Annotated in this window: 11 protein-coding genes; 5 read left to right on the top strand and 6 right to left on the bottom strand. The window is 63.7% G+C overall.

The genetic code is table 11. The features are described from left to right. Positions 1-175 precede the first annotated feature (175 nt). On the bottom strand, positions 176-1222 hold the full coding sequence (locus NYR54_RS06030; protein ID WP_261514694.1) for a threonine aldolase family protein: 1047 nt from the start codon (positions 1220-1222) through the stop codon (positions 176-178). Positions 1223-1704: 482 nt separating this feature from the next. Here NYR54_RS06030 and gltB point away from each other — a divergent pair, with 482 nt between their 5' ends. Genes gltB through NYR54_RS06010 form a run of 4 tightly spaced genes read left to right on the top strand, consistent with a single transcriptional unit; the run spans position 1705 to position 8636 of the window. Then, positions 1705-6432 (top strand): glutamate synthase large subunit, encoded by a 4728-nt coding sequence (gltB, locus tag NYR54_RS06025; protein ID WP_261514693.1) that lies wholly within the window; start codon positions 1705-1707, stop codon positions 6430-6432. A gap of 57 nt (positions 6433-6489) precedes the next feature. Further along, a complete protein-coding gene (locus tag NYR54_RS06020; RefSeq protein ID WP_261514692.1) occupies positions 6490-6759 on the top strand; it encodes an antitoxin in 270 nt (89 codons plus the stop codon). Further along, on the top strand, positions 6756-7157 hold the full coding sequence (locus NYR54_RS06015) for a PIN domain-containing protein (RefSeq protein ID WP_261514691.1): 402 nt from the start codon (positions 6756-6758) through the stop codon (positions 7155-7157). The genes NYR54_RS06020 and NYR54_RS06015 overlap by 4 nt, the downstream gene beginning before the upstream one ends. A gap of 24 nt (positions 7158-7181) precedes the next feature. Continuing rightward, entirely contained in the window at positions 7182-8636 is a 1455-nt protein-coding gene (locus NYR54_RS06010) for a glutamate synthase subunit beta (protein WP_261514690.1), read from the top strand. 130 nt (positions 8637-8766) lie between these two features. Here NYR54_RS06010 and NYR54_RS06005 read toward each other — a convergent pair whose 3' ends face one another. Both NYR54_RS06005 and NYR54_RS06000 read right to left on the bottom strand, forming a co-directional pair. Then, the gene (locus tag NYR54_RS06005) at positions 8767-9936 is read right to left on the bottom strand and encodes an SGNH/GDSL hydrolase family protein (protein ID WP_261514689.1); all 1170 of its coding nucleotides are present in this window, start codon (positions 9934-9936) and stop codon (positions 8767-8769) included. A gap of 105 nt (positions 9937-10041) precedes the next feature. Continuing rightward, positions 10042-11265, bottom strand: a complete 1224-nt coding sequence (locus NYR54_RS06000) for a lytic murein transglycosylase (protein WP_261514688.1) — start codon at positions 11263-11265, stop codon at positions 10042-10044. A gap of 259 nt (positions 11266-11524) precedes the next feature. Here NYR54_RS06000 and galU point away from each other — a divergent pair, with 259 nt between their 5' ends. Continuing rightward, positions 11525-12406: a UTP--glucose-1-phosphate uridylyltransferase GalU gene (galU, locus tag NYR54_RS05995; protein WP_261514687.1), complete on the top strand. Its 882-nt coding sequence runs from the start codon at positions 11525-11527 to the stop codon at positions 12404-12406. Between the two features lie 12 nt (positions 12407-12418). On the opposite strand, the gene NYR54_RS05990 is transcribed toward galU, so the two are convergent. The 3 genes from NYR54_RS05990 to ctaD form a co-directional block, all read right to left on the bottom strand. Beyond that, positions 12419-12598 carry a hypothetical protein gene (locus NYR54_RS05990; RefSeq protein ID WP_261514686.1) on the bottom strand — a complete coding sequence of 60 codons (180 nt, stop codon included), beginning with the start codon at positions 12596-12598 and terminating at the stop codon, positions 12419-12421. A gap of 70 nt (positions 12599-12668) precedes the next feature. Next, positions 12669-13052 carry a hypothetical protein gene (locus NYR54_RS05985; RefSeq protein ID WP_261514685.1) on the bottom strand — a complete coding sequence of 128 codons (384 nt, stop codon included), beginning with the start codon at positions 13050-13052 and terminating at the stop codon, positions 12669-12671. Between the two features lie 12 nt (positions 13053-13064). Beyond that, complete coding sequence (ctaD, locus tag NYR54_RS05980; protein ID WP_261514684.1) at positions 13065-15599, bottom strand: cytochrome c oxidase subunit I; 2535 nt, start codon at positions 15597-15599, stop codon at positions 13065-13067. Positions 15600-15601: the final 2 nt, after the last annotated feature.

Below are 15601 nucleotides of genomic sequence, written 5' to 3'. Positions count from 1 at the left end.
ACCTTAAAATCCCCTCTCTGGTCTGGCCCGCGCGCTCCACATGAGCCACCTCTCCCGCACGTCGTGGGGGACAGGAAGGGTGGCCGGCACCAGCCGCTCAGGCTCCCAATTCAAGGGAGTGGACGAGAACGGCAGCGGCCGCCGGCGCACACCGCTCCGTCCGCCCGAAGCCCCGCTACCGGTCAAGCATCGCGCCAAAAACCTCCACTTCCTCCACCGTCGTGGCGAAGGAGGTGACGAAGCGGTAAAGCCCCTCACCCCGGGCAAGCTGGAGCCCGGCGGGCGCATTCCAGGGATAGAAGAACGCCCCGCGCTCGCGCAGGGCTGCGGCGGTTTCCTCCCTCAGGATGGCAAAGACCTCATTGGCCTGCGGCTGCCAAGCAAGGCGGGCCGTCGCGGCTTTGCTGATGTGCGCGGCAAGGCTGGCGGCCATGGCATTGGCGTGCCGAGCATTCCTGAGCCACAGATCGTCGCGGAAATAAGCCTCGAACTGCGCGGCGATGAATCGCGACTTCGAGAAGAGGTGCGCCGCGCGCTTGCGCAGGAACGGCATGTCGCGGGCGCGTGCCGGGTCCATCACTACAATTGCTTCCGCGCACCAACAGCCGTTCTTGGTGGCACCGAAGGAGACGATATCCACGCCCCGCTTCCATGTCATCTCGGCGGGCGTGGTGCCGAGCGAGACCAGCGCATTGGCAAAACGCGCGCCGTCCATGTGCAGCGGCAGATCATGGGCGCGGCATATGCCTGCAATTGCCTCGATCTCCTCCAGGGAATAGACCCCGCCGATCTCGTTCGACTGGGTGATGGAGACGGCCATTGGCTGGCCGGCGTGGATGAACTCGGCCGGATAAAGGCGAATGGCGGCCTCAAGCGCCGCGGGATCGATACGACCAAGCGGGCCGCTCACGCCATGGACGCGCGCTCCGCCGGTCAGATATTCCGGCGCCCCGCCTTCATCCTCCCGCATGTGGGCCTGCTGATGGGCGAAGACCACACCACCCGGCCGGTTGAGAAGGGTCATGGACAGGGAATTGGCGGCCGTGCCTGTCGCCACAAAGAAAATGGCCACATCGCGCTCAAAAATCTCGCAGAAGAGTCGCTCGACCTTCCGGTCGAGTTCACCCTGACCATAGGCCTCATGGAACCCGTGCGCGTGAGCGGAAAGAGCTTCGCAGATGGCTGGATGGGCGCCTGCCCAGTTATCGGAAGCAAAATTCATCGGCATCTGTCCCTGATTTGCGGCGCGCACACTCGCGTGTTGCCAGCCGGGTTTCAAGGCTTAAGTAAAGTGGAAGGCCTGCTCGAGATGGCGGCAACGTGCTGGAAAAGCGGCATTTCCGTAACTTTGTTGCGTCAGCAGCATGGATTTTTTACATTTCCGTCTTGTACGCCACGCCATTTTCTGGCATGGGAGGAAATAGGACAGGATTGCTGTCTTATTTATCCGCGTCGTTGGAGGCCAACTCACGCAGCAGATTGCGCTGGGTTTGAGCCGAGAAATACGCGGATATGGCGGCGCCACAGGCATGGGCCTGCTTGTGCCGTCCAAGTGAAAGAAGCGTGCCGTAAGCGGCGGAAGAGTACGCCTTCCGCTCCTTCGCAAGACATGCAGAGCGATCCTTAAGGATGCGCTGCCGAAACGGCCGCCCAGACATAGAAAAACCGACGCCCCGCTAGGGGCAGAATGCAAAGGACGCGACGATGACGGACCTGACGCCCTCGGTACCGACCCGGCAGGCGCCCGCTCTGCGGGCCCGGACTGAGGCCGTCAAACGCGCCGGCGGAGCCGCCGGCCTGCCGCCGCCGCAGGGCCTGTACGACCCGCGCAATGAGCATGATGCGTGCGGCGTCGGCTTCATCGCGCACATGAAGGGCGCCAAGTCCCATTCCATCATCGAGGACGGGCTGAGGATGCTCGAAAACCTCACCCATCGCGGCGCGGTAGGCGCAGACCCCCTGGTGGGGGATGGCGCCGGCATGCTGGTGCAGATACCGGACCGCTTCTTTCGCGAGGAGATGGCGAAGCAGGGTATCGAGCTTCCGCAACCCGGCCATTATGGAATCGGCCATCTCTTCATGCCGCAGGACCCTGCCCTGCGCGCGCATATCGAAGAGATCATCGCGGATGTGGCGCGCTCCGAGGGCCAGGTGCTTCTCGGCTTCCGCGATGTGCCGGTGGACAATTCATGTCTTTCCAAGGCGCCGGACATCGTGGCTTCCGAGCCGGTGCATCGGCAGGTCTTCATCGCGCGCGGTCCCGGGATCAAGGACGAGGAGGATTTCGAGCGCCGGCTCTATATCCTGCGCAAGGTGGTCTCCGGCCGCATCTATGAAGAGACGGGCGGCCGCGACAACGGCTTCTACATCGTCTGCCTGTCGGCGCGCACCCTTGTCTACAAGGGCATGTTCCTGGCCTACCAGCTCGGCGCCTACTACAAGGATCTGAAGGACCCGCGCTTAGAATCCGCGCTGGCGCTCGTCCATCAGCGCTTTTCGACCAACACCTTCCCCTCCTGGAAGCTGGCGCACCCTTACCGCATGGTCGCGCACAACGGCGAGATCAACACGCTGCGCGGCAATGTGAACTGGATGGCGGCGCGCCAGGCTTCGGTGGATTCGGAGCTGTTCGGCAACGACATCTCCAAGCTCTGGCCGATCTCCTACGAGGGGCAATCGGACACCGCCTGCTTCGACAACGCGCTCGAGTTCCTCTATCAGGGCGGCTATTCGCTTGCCCATGCGATGATGATGCTCATCCCCGAAGCCTGGGCCGGCAACAAGCTCATGAGCCCGGAGCGGCGGGCCTTCTACGAGTATCACGCCGCGCTGATGGAGCCGTGGGACGGCCCTGCAGCAGTCGCTTTCACCGACGGTCGCCAGATCGGTGCCACGCTCGACCGCAACGGCCTCAGGCCCGCGCGCTACATCGTGACTGACGACGACCGGGTGATCATGGCCTCGGAGGCCGGTGCGCTTGCGGTGCCCGAGGAAAAGATCGTCACCAAGTGGCGGCTGCAGCCGGGCCGCATGCTGCTCATCGATCTGGAAGAGGGCCGCATTGTCTCGGACGACGAAATCAAGGAACAGCTTGCCACCAAGCATCCCTTCCGGCAGTGGCTCGACAACACCCAGCTGATCCTGGAAGAGCTGAAGCCGGTAGCGCCGCGCGCCCTGCGGCAGGACGTCTCCATGCTCGACCGGCAGCAGGCCTTCGGCTACACGCAGGAAGACATAAAGATGCTGCTGCCGCCCATGGCCACGACCGGCCAGGAGGGCATCGGCTCCATGGGCACGGACACGCCGATCTCCGCCATGTCCGACAAGCCGAAGCTGCTTTACACCTATTTCAAGCAGAACTTCGCGCAGGTCACCAACCCGCCGATCGACCCGATCCGCGAGGAGCTGGTGATGAGCCTCGTCTCCTTTATCGGCCCGCGGCCCAACATCTTCGACCTTGTGGGCAATTCGCGCCGCAAGCGGCTCGAAGTGCGCCAGCCGATCCTGACCAATGGCGACCTCGAGAAGATCCGCTCGATCGGCCACACGGAAGACCGCTTCGACACCAAGACGCTGGACGTCACCTATTCCGCGCTCGAAGGGGCGGCCGGAATGGCGGGCGCGCTTGACCGCCTGTGCGAGCGGGCGGAGGCGGCGGTCGCAGGCGGCTACAACATCATCATCCTGTCCGACCGACAGATCGGACCGGACCGCATCGCCATTCCCATACTGCTCGCCACGGCGGCCGTGCATCATCACCTGATTCGCAAGGGGCTGCGCACGGCGGTCGGCCTGGTGGTGGAATCGGGCGAGCCGCGCGAGGTGCACCACTTCTGCTGCCTTGCCGGCTATGGTGCCGAGGCCATCAACCCGTATCTCGCCTTCGACACCCTCCTCGACATGCATGCCAGGGGCGAGTTCCCCCCCGAGGTGGACGCCGAGGAGGTGGTCAAGCGCTACATCAAGTCCATCGGCAAGGGCATTCTCAAGGTGATGTCCAAGATGGGCATCTCCACCTATCAGTCCTATTGCGGCGCGCAGATCTTCGATGCCGTCGGCCTGCGCTCGGACTTTGTGGAGCGCTACTTTACCGGCACGGCGACGACCATCGAGGGCGTGGGGCTCGAGGAGATTGCCCGGGAGACGGTGGCGCGCCATCAGGCGGCCTTCGGGGACGATCCGGTGCTGAGGACCTCGCTGGAGGTCGGCGGCGAATACAACTACCGCATGCGCGGCGAGGATCATGCCTGGACGCCGGATGCAGTGGCCACGCTCCAGCACGCGGTGCGCAAGGGGTCCTGGGAGACCTATCAGCAGTTCTCCGATCTCATCAACGGCGAAAGCGCCAAGGCCAAGACGATCCGCAGCCTTTTCCAGATCAAGACGGCGAAGGAGACCGGGCGCGAACCCGTACCGCTCGACGAGGTCGAGCCAGCGTCGGAGATCGTCAAGCGTTTCTCGACGGGCGCCATGTCCTTCGGCTCCATCAGCCGCGAGGCGCACACGACCCTTGCCCGCGCCATGAACGCCATCGGCGGCAAGTCCAACACCGGCGAAGGCGGCGAGGAGCCGGATCGCTACATGCCGCTTCCCGACGGCTCGCCCAACCCGGAGCGTTCGGCCATCAAGCAGGTGGCGAGCGGGCGTTTCGGCGTGACCGCCGAGTATCTCGTCAATTCGGACATGATGCAGATCAAGGTGGCGCAGGGCGCCAAGCCCGGCGAGGGCGGGCAGCTTCCCGGCCACAAGGTGGACGCCACCATCGCCAAGGTGCGTCACTCGACGCCCGGCGTCGGCCTCATCTCGCCGCCGCCGCACCACGACATCTACTCGATCGAGGACCTGGCGCAGCTCATCTTCGACCTGAAGAACGTCAACCCGGCGGGCGACGTGTCGGTGAAACTCGTCTCCGAGGTCGGCGTCGGCACGGTGGCGGCGGGTGTCGCCAAGGCGCGCGCCGACCACATCACGATCGCCGGCTATGACGGCGGCACCGGCGCTTCGCCGCTCACCTCCATCAAGCATGCCGGCAGCCCGTGGGAAATGGGCCTTGCCGAAACGCACCAGACGCTGGTGCTGAACGGGCTCAGAAGCCGCGTGGCGCTGCAGGTGGATGGTGGGCTTCGCACGGGCCGCGACGTCATCGTGGGCGCGCTGCTCGGAGCGGACGAGTTCGGCTTCTCCACCGCGCCGCTGATCGCGGCGGGCTGCGTGATGATGCGCAAGTGTCATCTCAACACCTGCCCGGTGGGCGTCGCCACCCAGGATCCGGTGCTCAGAAAGCGTTTCAAGGGCGCGCCCGAGCACGTCATCAACTACTTCTTCTATGTTGCGGAAGAGGTGCGGCAGATTCTGGCGGAGATGGGCTTCCGCAAGCTCGATGAGATCATCGGCCAATCCGATCTTCTCGAGAAGAAGACGCTGATCGAGCACTGGAAGGCGAAGGGGCTCGACTTCTCGCGCGTGTTCTACAAGCCGGAGGCGCCGCGCGAGGCTATTCGCTGGACCGAGCGGCAGAAGCATCCGATCGACGACGTGCTCGACCGCAAGCTCATTGCCGCCGCACAGCCGGCACTGGAGAAGAAGGAGCGGGTGTCGCTCGCCTTCGACATCTGCAACACAGACCGCACGACGGGCGCGATGCTCTCCGGCGAGGTGGCGAAGCGCTACGGCCACAAGGGGCTGAAGGACGACACCATCTCGGTGAAGTTCACCGGTACGGCCGGCCAGTCCTTCGGCGCCTTCCTCGCGCGCGGCATCACCTTCGAGCTGGAGGGAGACGCCAACGACTATGTCGGCAAGGGGCTCTCGGGCGGACGCATCGTCATCAAGCCGTCGGGCAAGGCGAAGATTGTGCCGGAAAACTCGATCATCGTCGGCAACACGGTCCTTTACGGCGCCATCGAAGGCGAGTGCTACTTCCGCGGCGTGGCGGGCGAGCGCTTCGCCGTGCGTAACTCCGGCGCAGTGGCGGTTGTGGAAGGCGTGGGGGACCATGGCTGCGAATACATGACGGGCGGCCTCGTTGTCGTGCTCGGCCAGACCGGGCGCAACTTCGCCGCCGGCATGTCGGGTGGCGTGGCCTATGTGCTCGATGAGGCGGGCGACTTCGCCGAGCGCTGCAACATGGCCATGGTGGAGCTCGAGCCGGTCCCGGAGGAGGACGACATCCTCGAAAAGCTGCACCATCACGGCGGCGACCTCGCCCATATGGGTCGGGTGGACGTCTCCGGGGACATGACACGGCACGATGAGGAGCGCCTCGCCCACCTCATCTCCAACCATTACCGCTATACGGGCTCCGAGCGGGCGCGCCAGATCCTTGATAATTGGGCGGACTACCGGCCGAAATTCCGCAAGGTCATGCCGGTCGAATACCGCCGGGCGCTGGAGGAGATGGAGCGCATGCGCATGGGTGTCGCGGCGGAGTAGGTTTGAAAGGAGAAATCATATGGCAGATGTCACGGCATATGCCATATGGAGGCGCGCATGGGTATCCACCAGCGGGAAGAGAAGGAAGTCAGTGTGTTCCGCAACGGGCGGAGCCAGGCAATACGCATTCCGAAGGAGTTCGAGTTTCAAACCGACAAGGTTCTCGTCTCGCGAGACGAGAACGGCTCCCTGCATCTGAGGCCCAAGGCGCGCAAGATGTCCCTCATCGAGGCGCTGGACTGGCTCAAGGAGCAGGGCCCTATGGAGGACTTTCCCGGCGACCCCGGAGACGCCGACATGCTTCCGCTCGATGATGTCAAACTATGAGCCGGTTCCTCCTCGACAGCAACGTGATCTCCGCGGCAATCCGGAATCCGGGTGGCTCTGTCGATGAAGCTCTCCGGTCCCACAGCAGCGATGAGATCGGAACAGGCATCGTCGTCAAAGGTGAGATTCTGTATGACTTGAAGAAAAACGGGAATGTTCGTGGCCGGGAACGTCTGGATATTCTCCTTCAGGCCATTCCCGCCTGGCCCCTGGAGGACCCGGCGGACGATCTTTACGGCGACCTTCGGGCCTGGGCCGAACGGCAGCGCAAATCCATGGGCCCGAACGATTTATGGATTGCGGCGCATGCACTCGCTCTGGATGCAACGCTCGTGAGTGATGACAAGGGGTTTACCGGCGTACCGGGTCTCAAATTGGAAAACTGGGTTCGGGCTTAGGGCCGTCAGGAACAAGGAACAAGCATGGGCAAGGTGACAGGCTTTCTGGAGATCGACCGGCAGGAGAACAAGTACCAGCCGGCGTCGGATCGCATCCGGCATTTCCGCGAATTCACGATACCGATGTCGGACCAGGAGGTCTCGAAACAGGCCGCCCGATGCATGGACTGCGGCATCCCCTATTGCCATGGGCCGACGGGCTGCCCGGTGCATAACCAGATTCCGGACTGGAACGACCTCGTCTATCAGGGCAACTGGGAGGAGGCGATCCGCAACCTCCATTCCACCAACAATTTCCCCGAATGGACGGGCCGCATCTGCCCCGCGCCATGCGAGGAGGCCTGCACGCTGAACCTTGAAGACGTGCCGGTGACGATCAAGACCATCGAGCAGGCGATTGCCGACAAGGCCTATGAGCTCGGCTATCTGCGCCCGCAGCCAGCGGAGAAGAGAACCGGCAAGCGCGTCGCCATCATCGGTTCGGGTCCCGCTGGCATGGCGGCCGCCCAGCAGCTTGGGCGCGCGGGCCATGAGGTGCATGTCTATGAGCGCGAGAGCCGCCCCGGCGGGCTGATGCGCTACGGCATCCCCGATTTCAAGATCGAGAAGCGCTTCATCGACCGCCGCATCGAGCAGATGCAGGGTGAAGGTGTGACCTTCTTCTGCGGCGTCAATGTCGGTGTCGACAAGCCGGTCGCCGAGTTGCTAGCCGAATATGACGCGGTGCTTTATTGCGGCGGCTCGGAGAAGCCGCGGGCAGCGGGCATTCCGGGTGTCGAGCTCAATGGCGTCTATGATGCCATGCCCTATCTCGTGCAGCAGAACCGGCGCATCGGCGGTGAGAACACCCAGTCGGTTGCCTGGGCGTCCGAGCCCATACTTGCCAGCGGCAAGCATGTGGTCGTGGTGGGCGGTGGCGATACGGCGTCAGACTGCATCGGCACGGCCTTCCGCCAGGGCGCGGTGCGCGTGACCCAGCTCGACATCCGCCCGAGACCGCCTGAAAAAGAGGACAAGCTTACCGTTTGGCCCTATTGGGCGACCAAGATGCGCGTGTCCAGCTCCCAGGCGGAGGGTGCGGAGCGCGCGTTCCAGGTGGCAACCCTCGAATTCATCGGCGAGGACGGCCAGCTTACCGGCGTGAAATGCTGCCAGGTGGATGAGAAACGCAAGCCGATCGCCGGCACGGAATTCGTCATCAAGGCGGACCTTGCGTTCATCGCCATCGGCTTTTCCGGGCCGCTGGAAACGGGGGTTCTGAGCGAACTTGGCGACAAGCTTGCCACCACCGTCGACCGGCGCAATTCCACCAACGTTCTGGCCAATGACCGGGATTACCGCACAAGCGTGGATAAGCTCTTTGCGGCCGGAGATGTGCGCCGCGGTCAGTCGCTGGTGGTGTGGGCGATCCGCGAAGGCCGGCAGGCCGCCCGCGCCATCGACGAATTTCTGATGGGATGCAGCGTTCTGCCGCGGTAGCTTGGAAGTTCTGCACGGGCATGCGGGGGGCAGGTCCGCAGGCCCGGCATCAGCCCGTCATAACGCGTGCCTTCACCCACAGGAAAAGCGGAAGGCGGCTCCAGCGGCCCGTTGGACGGACAAAGCGTACTTACGGCAGGCGGAAGTCGTCGGCGCGGCCCCGCTGGGCTGACGGCACCGAGCGGTCAACAGGAGATAAGGGCGTTGCGCCCATGAGCGCGTCGCCGCCGTCAAGCTGAGGTGCGGCGAGCGAGATCGGAGCCGTGCGCGAAAGATCGCCTGGCTTGCCGGCGAGCAAGCCCGGGGGCGGCAGGTTCGCAAGCTCCTCGCGGCCGATGCCGGGAGAAGCGGCAGAGCCCAAGAGCTTGTTCAACGGCTGCTCGACATAAAAGGCCACCTTGCGCTTGGCCGGGCGGGTGAGATTGATCCCGTCGCTGCCGCGCAGGCGGACGGGCTGGCCGTTCACATCCGGCCCCGTGAAGGTGAAGGCGCCGTTCTCGTCGGCAAAGCCGTCCCAGATGTCCACGAAGGTGCCGTCGACCTCCTCCGCCGCCTGCTTGTACATATCGTTGAAGGCCAGCATGTCCGACGACATGGATTGCGAACGGAAGGGCGGCAGGCCCACCCAGATGATGGGAATTCCAGCGTCCTGGATCGTCTCGGCGAAGGCCGTGACGCGCCTCACATATTCGCGCTGCCAGGCCTCCGTCCGGGGCCGCTCCGACCGCCCATCGACGAGCAGCGATTGCCTGTCGTTGGAGCCGATCATTACAATCGCGACCGCCGGCTCGACTCCCTCGAGGATGGGCCCGATCTCCGCGTTCCAATCGTAAAAGTCGTCGCGGACGAAACCAGATGAGCCGTTGGTGCGGTCAACGATGGTGACGCCTGGCGATTCCGCATAGGCCTCGTTCAATCCCTCTGCGAGGCCCGCCGCCAGGAAATCGCCGACCACCAGCACCCTCACAGCGTTGTCGAGCTTCTCAATGACGGGTGCGGCCGGCTCGGGCGCAGGCGCGGCCACGGCGGGCGCCCTCCTCGGCACGCCGCGCTGGGCGGGAGCGCGCATGGATGGCTGCTGCCTTGGCGAAACGGCTCCACCCGGAGGGGGCGGCAAGGCCTCGCGCGGGGGCGGCCCGCCGAACAGACGCTCGAAAAAGGTCTGCCGGCGAATGAGCTCCTGAGCTTCGGCCTGCCCGGCGCGCCATGCGAAAACGGCGGAAAGAGCTACGAGAAGGATGCAAACGGCGCGCGCGCGGGACCGCCGTCGCGCCTCCCGCTCGCCCTTAGCCGCCGCCATCCTGATTTCTCCCTAGCTGGCGCAATTCCGGACGCCGATTTCCGTCCGGAACTGCGCAAGACATAATTTAGTGCCTTTCCGTGCCTCTGAAACACAGCAAGGGGTTTAGTGGCCTCTGAGCTTCATCAGCACCGCCTTGCTGGGATAACCGTTCTGGGTCATTCCCATCCGGGCCTGAAACTCCATGATCGCCTTGCGCGATCCGGAACCGATCTTTCCGTCAATCGGCCCGTCATAGTAGCCCAAAGCGCCGAGACGCTGCTGCAGTTCCGCCGTCTCGGTGTGGGTGAGCCGCTCGAAAGGCCGGTTCCAATCGCGCACGAGCCCGCCATAGCCGGCGATCTGATCGGCAAGCAGGCCAACGGCCAGCGCATAAGTGTCGGCGTTGTTGTAGCGCTTCAGCACGAAAAAGTTCTTGATCATCAGGAAGGCTGGCCCTTCCCGCCCATCGGGAACCTTCAGCTCCGCCGCCTGTGAGGGACGCGGGAAAGCCTTCCCATTGGCGCGCACCACGCCGATGGAAGCCCAGCGGGAAAGCGGCATGGTGCCGGCCGGGAATTTGCGGCCCGGGGGAAGCACCACCTCATAGCCCCAGGTCTCGCCCGGCTGCCAGCCGTTCTTCCGCAGAAGGTTGGCCGCCGTCGCCAGCGCGTCGGGCACGGAGTTCCAGATGTCGCGGCGGCCGTCGCCGTCCATGTCGACCGCATAGGCCTGATAGCTGGTGGGGATGAACTGTGTGTGCCCCATCGCGCCAGCCCAGGAGCTGGTGAGATGGCCTACATCGATATCCCCGCGTTCGAGGATCTTCAGCGCGGCGATAAGCTGTGTGCGGGCGAATTTGGCCCGTTTTGGATCGGCATAGGCAAGCGTGGCCAGCGAGCGCGGCAGGCTGCGCATCACACGCGGATTCTTCAGGGCCTCGCCATAGTTCGATTCGATCGACCAGATCGCCAGAAGAATGTAGCGGCTTACGCCGAAGTGTTGTTCGATTCGGTCAAGCCAGGGCGCCCATTGCCTTGCAAGCATGCGGCCCTTGGAGACCGTTCCTTCATTGATCCGATTGTCGAAATACTCCCAGGGCTCGGCCCTGAACTCGGGCTGATGGTGCGCCTTTTCCAGCACTTCCGGATCGGGCGCGGTGACACCCTGAAAAGCCCGGTCATAGGTCCGGCCGGAGATGCCGTTCTGGATCGCCACCGCACGGAACTCCGCTATCCAACGCTGAAATCCGGCATCCGCTAGTGACGCCTGCGCCCCGAGAAGCACCAACGCGATCGCCGCAAGCATTCTGGTGGCAACACACCCCCATGGGGTTGCACTCTTGAACATTGCAAACCTCCATCCGACAAATCGGACGGGATTGTGATCGGTTGTGGTTAGGAAAGAGTTTACCATTGTTCGCCGATCCGCTGCCTGGGACGCAGGGAGGCTCCTCCCGTGTCTTACGTCCTGATGCAGGAACTGAAGCGACAGCCGGGAATTAAGGCTTTGAAGTTTGCACCGCCTTTCCTTAATTCCTAGGCAGGCTCACGTTCCCGATAAGCATTGTCCGAGGCGTTCCGAACGTCAAGCGCGAGGAGCTTTCCGCATGAAGAGAATCCGCAAAGCCGTCTTCCCCGTCGCCGGTCTCGGCACCCGGTTCCTGCCGGCCACCAAGGCGCTGCCCAAGGAAATGCTCACCATCGTCGATCGGCCCGTGATCCAGTATGTGGTGGAAGAAGCGCAGGAAGCCGGCATCGAACATTTCATCTTTGTCACCGGCCGCAACAAGACCGCCATCGAAGACCATTTTGACGTGGCCTTCGAGCTCTACGAAACGCTCTCCAGGCGCGGCAAGACGGACGTTCTGGAACGCCTCAAGTCCATGCAGCCGAAGGCGGGCGAGCTCAGCTACACGCGCCAGCAGGAGCCGCTTGGACTGGGGCACGCCGTATGGTGCGCGCGCGAACTGGTTGGCGACGAGCCCTTCGCGCTGCTGCTTCCCGACATGATCATGCGTTCGGAACCGGGCTGCCTGAAGCAGATGGTGGAGTTCTATGAGGAAACGGGCGGCAACGTCGTTTCCGTCGAGGAATGCGACCCGTCCCAGACGCACAAATACGGCATCGTGGGGCGCGGCGGTGACGTCCGGGACGGCTTCGAAATCACATCCATGGTGGAAAAGCCGAAGCCCGAGGATGCTCCGTCAAACTTCTTCATCAGCGGACGCTACATCCTGCAGCCGGAGATATTCCAACTCCTGGAAAATCAGGAAAAGGGCGCGGGCGGCGAGATCCAGATCACGGACGCCATGCTGAGGCTCCTTTCCCAGCAGCCCTTCTATGCGCACATCTTCCGGGGCAGGACATTCGACTGCGGCTCGCCGGAAGGGTTCATCGAGGCGAATATCGCGATGGCCTTCGAGCGCGAGGAACTGCGGCCGCTTCTCGAGCGGCAGTTCACGAAGCTCTTCGGCGGTAGGGAAAGTTAGAAGAAGCAGCCCTTAGCCAAGGTCGCGCACCATCCTCGCTTCCTGATCGAGGATGGCTGCCACTTCCTCCTGGCTCATATGCGTCAGCATGAGGCTGACGCAGCATTCCAGGTAGGTTATGGACGACCGCCGAAGGAAGGCCTCGGTCTGCTCGCGCGACAGGCGGTCGATCTTTCTTTCCCGATCCGGCATGGTTACCTCGTGCAGCGCCAGTTGCCGCCCCGTCCCAATCCCCGGGGGCGGCACTTGGTTCCGCGTCAGATCAGCGGCCCTGCACGCAGGCACTGAGAATGGCGGCAGCCGTTCCCGCCCACAGAATTCCGGCGAGCGAAAGCAGGCCCGTGAGACGGGAGATGGCGTCGTAGGTCCGTTGCCCGGCTCTGCCGTCCGCGATGCCGAACAGGCGACCGGCTCGGCGCTGTATGAGGAGCACTAGAGAGAGCGGAACCGCGATCAGAACGGTAGCTGTAATGACAGTGGCCCTTGAGGCAGCAGCACCACCGCCAAGAGCACATATCAGCGTGTTGGCGCCATAGATCAGCGTCAGATGCAGACCCCAGAGCATCGGCCCGAGCATCAGATAGATGAGCATGGCGAAGGTGCCGGGCCTTTCTCCGGGATTGCGCAGGTCCTCAAGGCTGCCCATGGCCTCGCTCCCTCAGCTTGCCAGTGGCGGAAAGCCGTGGAGCAGCACAAGCCCCAGCAGCATCTGCATGGCAGCGTAGTAGTAAAGCAGCGCGGCGTTGTCGAAGTTCACCCGCCGCTCAGTGTCGAGCTTGCCCGCGAAATAGCGCGCGATGGCATAAAGGGCGAGGATCGTGCAGGCTGCGATGACCTGAAGGTTGAGAAAGCTCGCCATATAGACCATGGCGCCATAGGCGCTGTCTGTCGGGCGCAGGCCGGTTTGCCAGTGGCTTAAACCCTCGCAAATGAGCGCGGCAAGGAAGCTGATCGCGCCAAGGCCGAGGAGGAGGGCAAAGGCCCGCGCTCCCCTGCCCGGCCGTGGAAGCAGCCGCCCCGCGGCGCTCACCAGTGCCGAGCCCGCCACCACAAGCACCCCGGCGCTCACAGGCCAGGCTTCCTCCGGCAGTCCAGGCACGCCCGCTGCCGCGGGCCACACTTCCGGCGAGACCACCCAAAGATAGAGATAGGAAAAGACGTAGGCGATGTAGAGCGAAGACGCGACGATGATCAGCACCACCATCGCCCACCACGCATGCGAGAGCGGCCCGGCCATATAGGTCGGCAGCCGGACGCCCGCGCCGATCTCGACGGAAGGAATCTCCGGGCCATGATCGAGCTTCCAGGCCCAGATGAAGCAGGCCACGATCATGACGATGCCGGATAGAACGGCGGGGACCACCAGCTTGACTGTCAAGAGCAGGAAGAAGCCGGCCATGCCGACCGCGGCCAGAAGCGGCATCCAGCCCGGACCGGGCATGCGGATGACGTATTGCGGCCGCGCATCGATCGGGCTCGTGACGATGGTCTCGCGCCCGCCGGTTGGCGCGCCGGGGAGGAAGTGCCTCCCCTCCTCCACCTCGCGTGCAAGCTCCGGCTGGTCCCACAGCGGCTCCCGGCTTTTCACATACGGGATGCTTCGCGTGGAGTAGGTATCCGTGGGCAGCCATTCCAGCGTACCTGCGCCCCAAGGGTTGTCGACACTGTCGGCAAAGGTGGGCCGGAAGCGGCGGAACAGGTCGAAGACGAAAAGCGCCACGCCGGCAGCCAGGACATAGGCGCCCACGGTGGAGATCATGTTGAGCGTCTCCCAGCCGAGACCTTCGGGATAGGTCCAAACCCTGCGCGGCATGCCGAGCAGGCCGGTGATGTGCATGGGAAAGAAAGACACGTTGAAGCCCACGAACATCAGCCAGAACACCCAGCGCCCGAGGGTTTCGGACAGCATGTTCCGGCTCACCATCGGGGTCCAGTAATAGAACGTGGCGAAGAGCGGGAATACCATCCCGCCGATCAGCACGTAGTGAAAATGGGCAACGACGAAATAGGTGTCGTGCACCTGGAAATCGACCGGCACCAGCGCCACCATCACGCCCGTCACCCCGCCGACGGTGAAGATGAAGAGAAAGCCGAGGATGAAGAGGGACGGCGTGGTGATACGGAAGCGCGGCCTGCCGGCGGCCATCGTGGCGATCCAGGAGAAGACCTGGATTCCGGAAGGCACGGCTACCGCCATGCTGGCGGCTGAAAAGAAGCCGAGGCTGAGCGAGGGAATGCCCGTGGTGAACATGTGGTGCACCCACAGGCCGAAGGAGAAGAAGCCGGTGGCGATCAGCGCCACCACGATCAGCCGGTAGCCCACCAGCGGGTGGCGCGCCATCGTGGGCACCATCATAGAGACGAGTCCCGCCGCCGGAAGGAAGATGATGTAGACCTCCGGATGACCGAAGAACCAGAAAAGATGCTGCCATAGAAGCGGATCGCCGCCCTTTTCGGCGGTGAAGAAGGGCCAGCCGAAGGACCGCTCGATTTCGAGAAGCATCGTGCCGAGGATGACCGCCGGAAAGGCGATCATGATCATGGCGGCGAAGATCAGCATCGCCCAGGCGAAGATCGGCATCCTGACGAGCGACATGCCCGGCGGGCGCGTCCTCAGCGTCCCCACCACGATCTCGATCGCGCCGGCGATCGCCGAAATCTCGATAAAGCCGATACCGAGCAGCCAGAAATCGGCATTGTCGCCCGGCGAATACTCCTTCAGCGTCAGCGGCGGGTACATGAACCAGCCGCCCTTGGGCGCCAGGTCGTAGAAGACGGTGGAAAAGAAGACCAGCCCGCCGATGATATAGGCCCAGATGGCAAAGGCGGAGAGCCGCGGGAACGGCAGGTCTCTCGCTGCCAGCATCTGCGGCAGGAGCATCACGCCCAGCGCCTCCACCACAGGCACGGCGAAGAGGAACATCATCGTGGTGCCGTGCATGGTGAAGATCTGATTGTAGAAATCCTGGCTGACGAGATCGTTCTCCGGCACGGCGAGCTGCGTGCGCATGATGAGCGCCAGGATGCCCGCAAGGATGAAGAACAGGAGAGCGGCACCGATATAGAGAATGCCGATCACCTGATTGTTGACCGCGGTGACCAGGCGGAAGCCGCGCGGCACCGCCCAGGCGCGCTTCAGCGTCTCCAGCTCGCCGTCGGGCCTCGGGGCCGTGTTGGGGAGATCCCTTTCCATGG

Origin of the sequence: Chelativorans petroleitrophicus, from assembly GCF_025398195.1 — a bacterium.
Classification (GTDB): Bacteria; Pseudomonadota; Alphaproteobacteria; order Rhizobiales; family Rhizobiaceae; genus Chelativorans; species Chelativorans petroleitrophicus.
Note: the sequence above shows the minus strand (reverse complement) of the source record. Positions and strands in the feature narration are given on the sequence as shown.

What these genes read in the sequence shown, in the direction of transcription:
- NYR54_RS06030 (WP_261514694.1), bottom strand. Translation starts at nt 1,222, where the DNA reads ATGAATTTTGCTTCCGATAACTGGGCAGGCGCCCATCCAGCCATCTGC.
- gltB (WP_261514693.1), top strand. Translation starts at nt 1,705, where the DNA reads ATGACGGACCTGACGCCCTCGGTACCGACCCGGCAGGCGCCCGCTCTG.
- NYR54_RS06020 (WP_261514692.1), top strand. Translation starts at nt 6,490, where the DNA reads ATGGGTATCCACCAGCGGGAAGAGAAGGAAGTCAGTGTGTTCCGCAAC.
- NYR54_RS06015 (WP_261514691.1), top strand. Translation starts at nt 6,756, where the DNA reads ATGAGCCGGTTCCTCCTCGACAGCAACGTGATCTCCGCGGCAATCCGG.
- NYR54_RS06010 (WP_261514690.1), top strand. Translation starts at nt 7,182, where the DNA reads ATGGGCAAGGTGACAGGCTTTCTGGAGATCGACCGGCAGGAGAACAAG.
- NYR54_RS06005 (WP_261514689.1), bottom strand. Translation starts at nt 9,936, where the DNA reads ATGGCGGCGGCTAAGGGCGAGCGGGAGGCGCGACGGCGGTCCCGCGCG.
- NYR54_RS06000 (WP_261514688.1), bottom strand. Translation starts at nt 11,265, where the DNA reads ATGTTCAAGAGTGCAACCCCATGGGGGTGTGTTGCCACCAGAATGCTT.
- galU (WP_261514687.1), top strand. Translation starts at nt 11,525, where the DNA reads ATGAAGAGAATCCGCAAAGCCGTCTTCCCCGTCGCCGGTCTCGGCACC.
- NYR54_RS05990 (WP_261514686.1), bottom strand. Translation starts at nt 12,598, where the DNA reads ATGCCGGATCGGGAAAGAAAGATCGACCGCCTGTCGCGCGAGCAGACC.
- NYR54_RS05985 (WP_261514685.1), bottom strand. Translation starts at nt 13,052, where the DNA reads ATGGGCAGCCTTGAGGACCTGCGCAATCCCGGAGAAAGGCCCGGCACC.
- ctaD (WP_261514684.1), bottom strand. Translation starts at nt 15,599, where the DNA reads ATGGAAAGGGATCTCCCCAACACGGCCCCGAGGCCCGACGGCGAGCTG.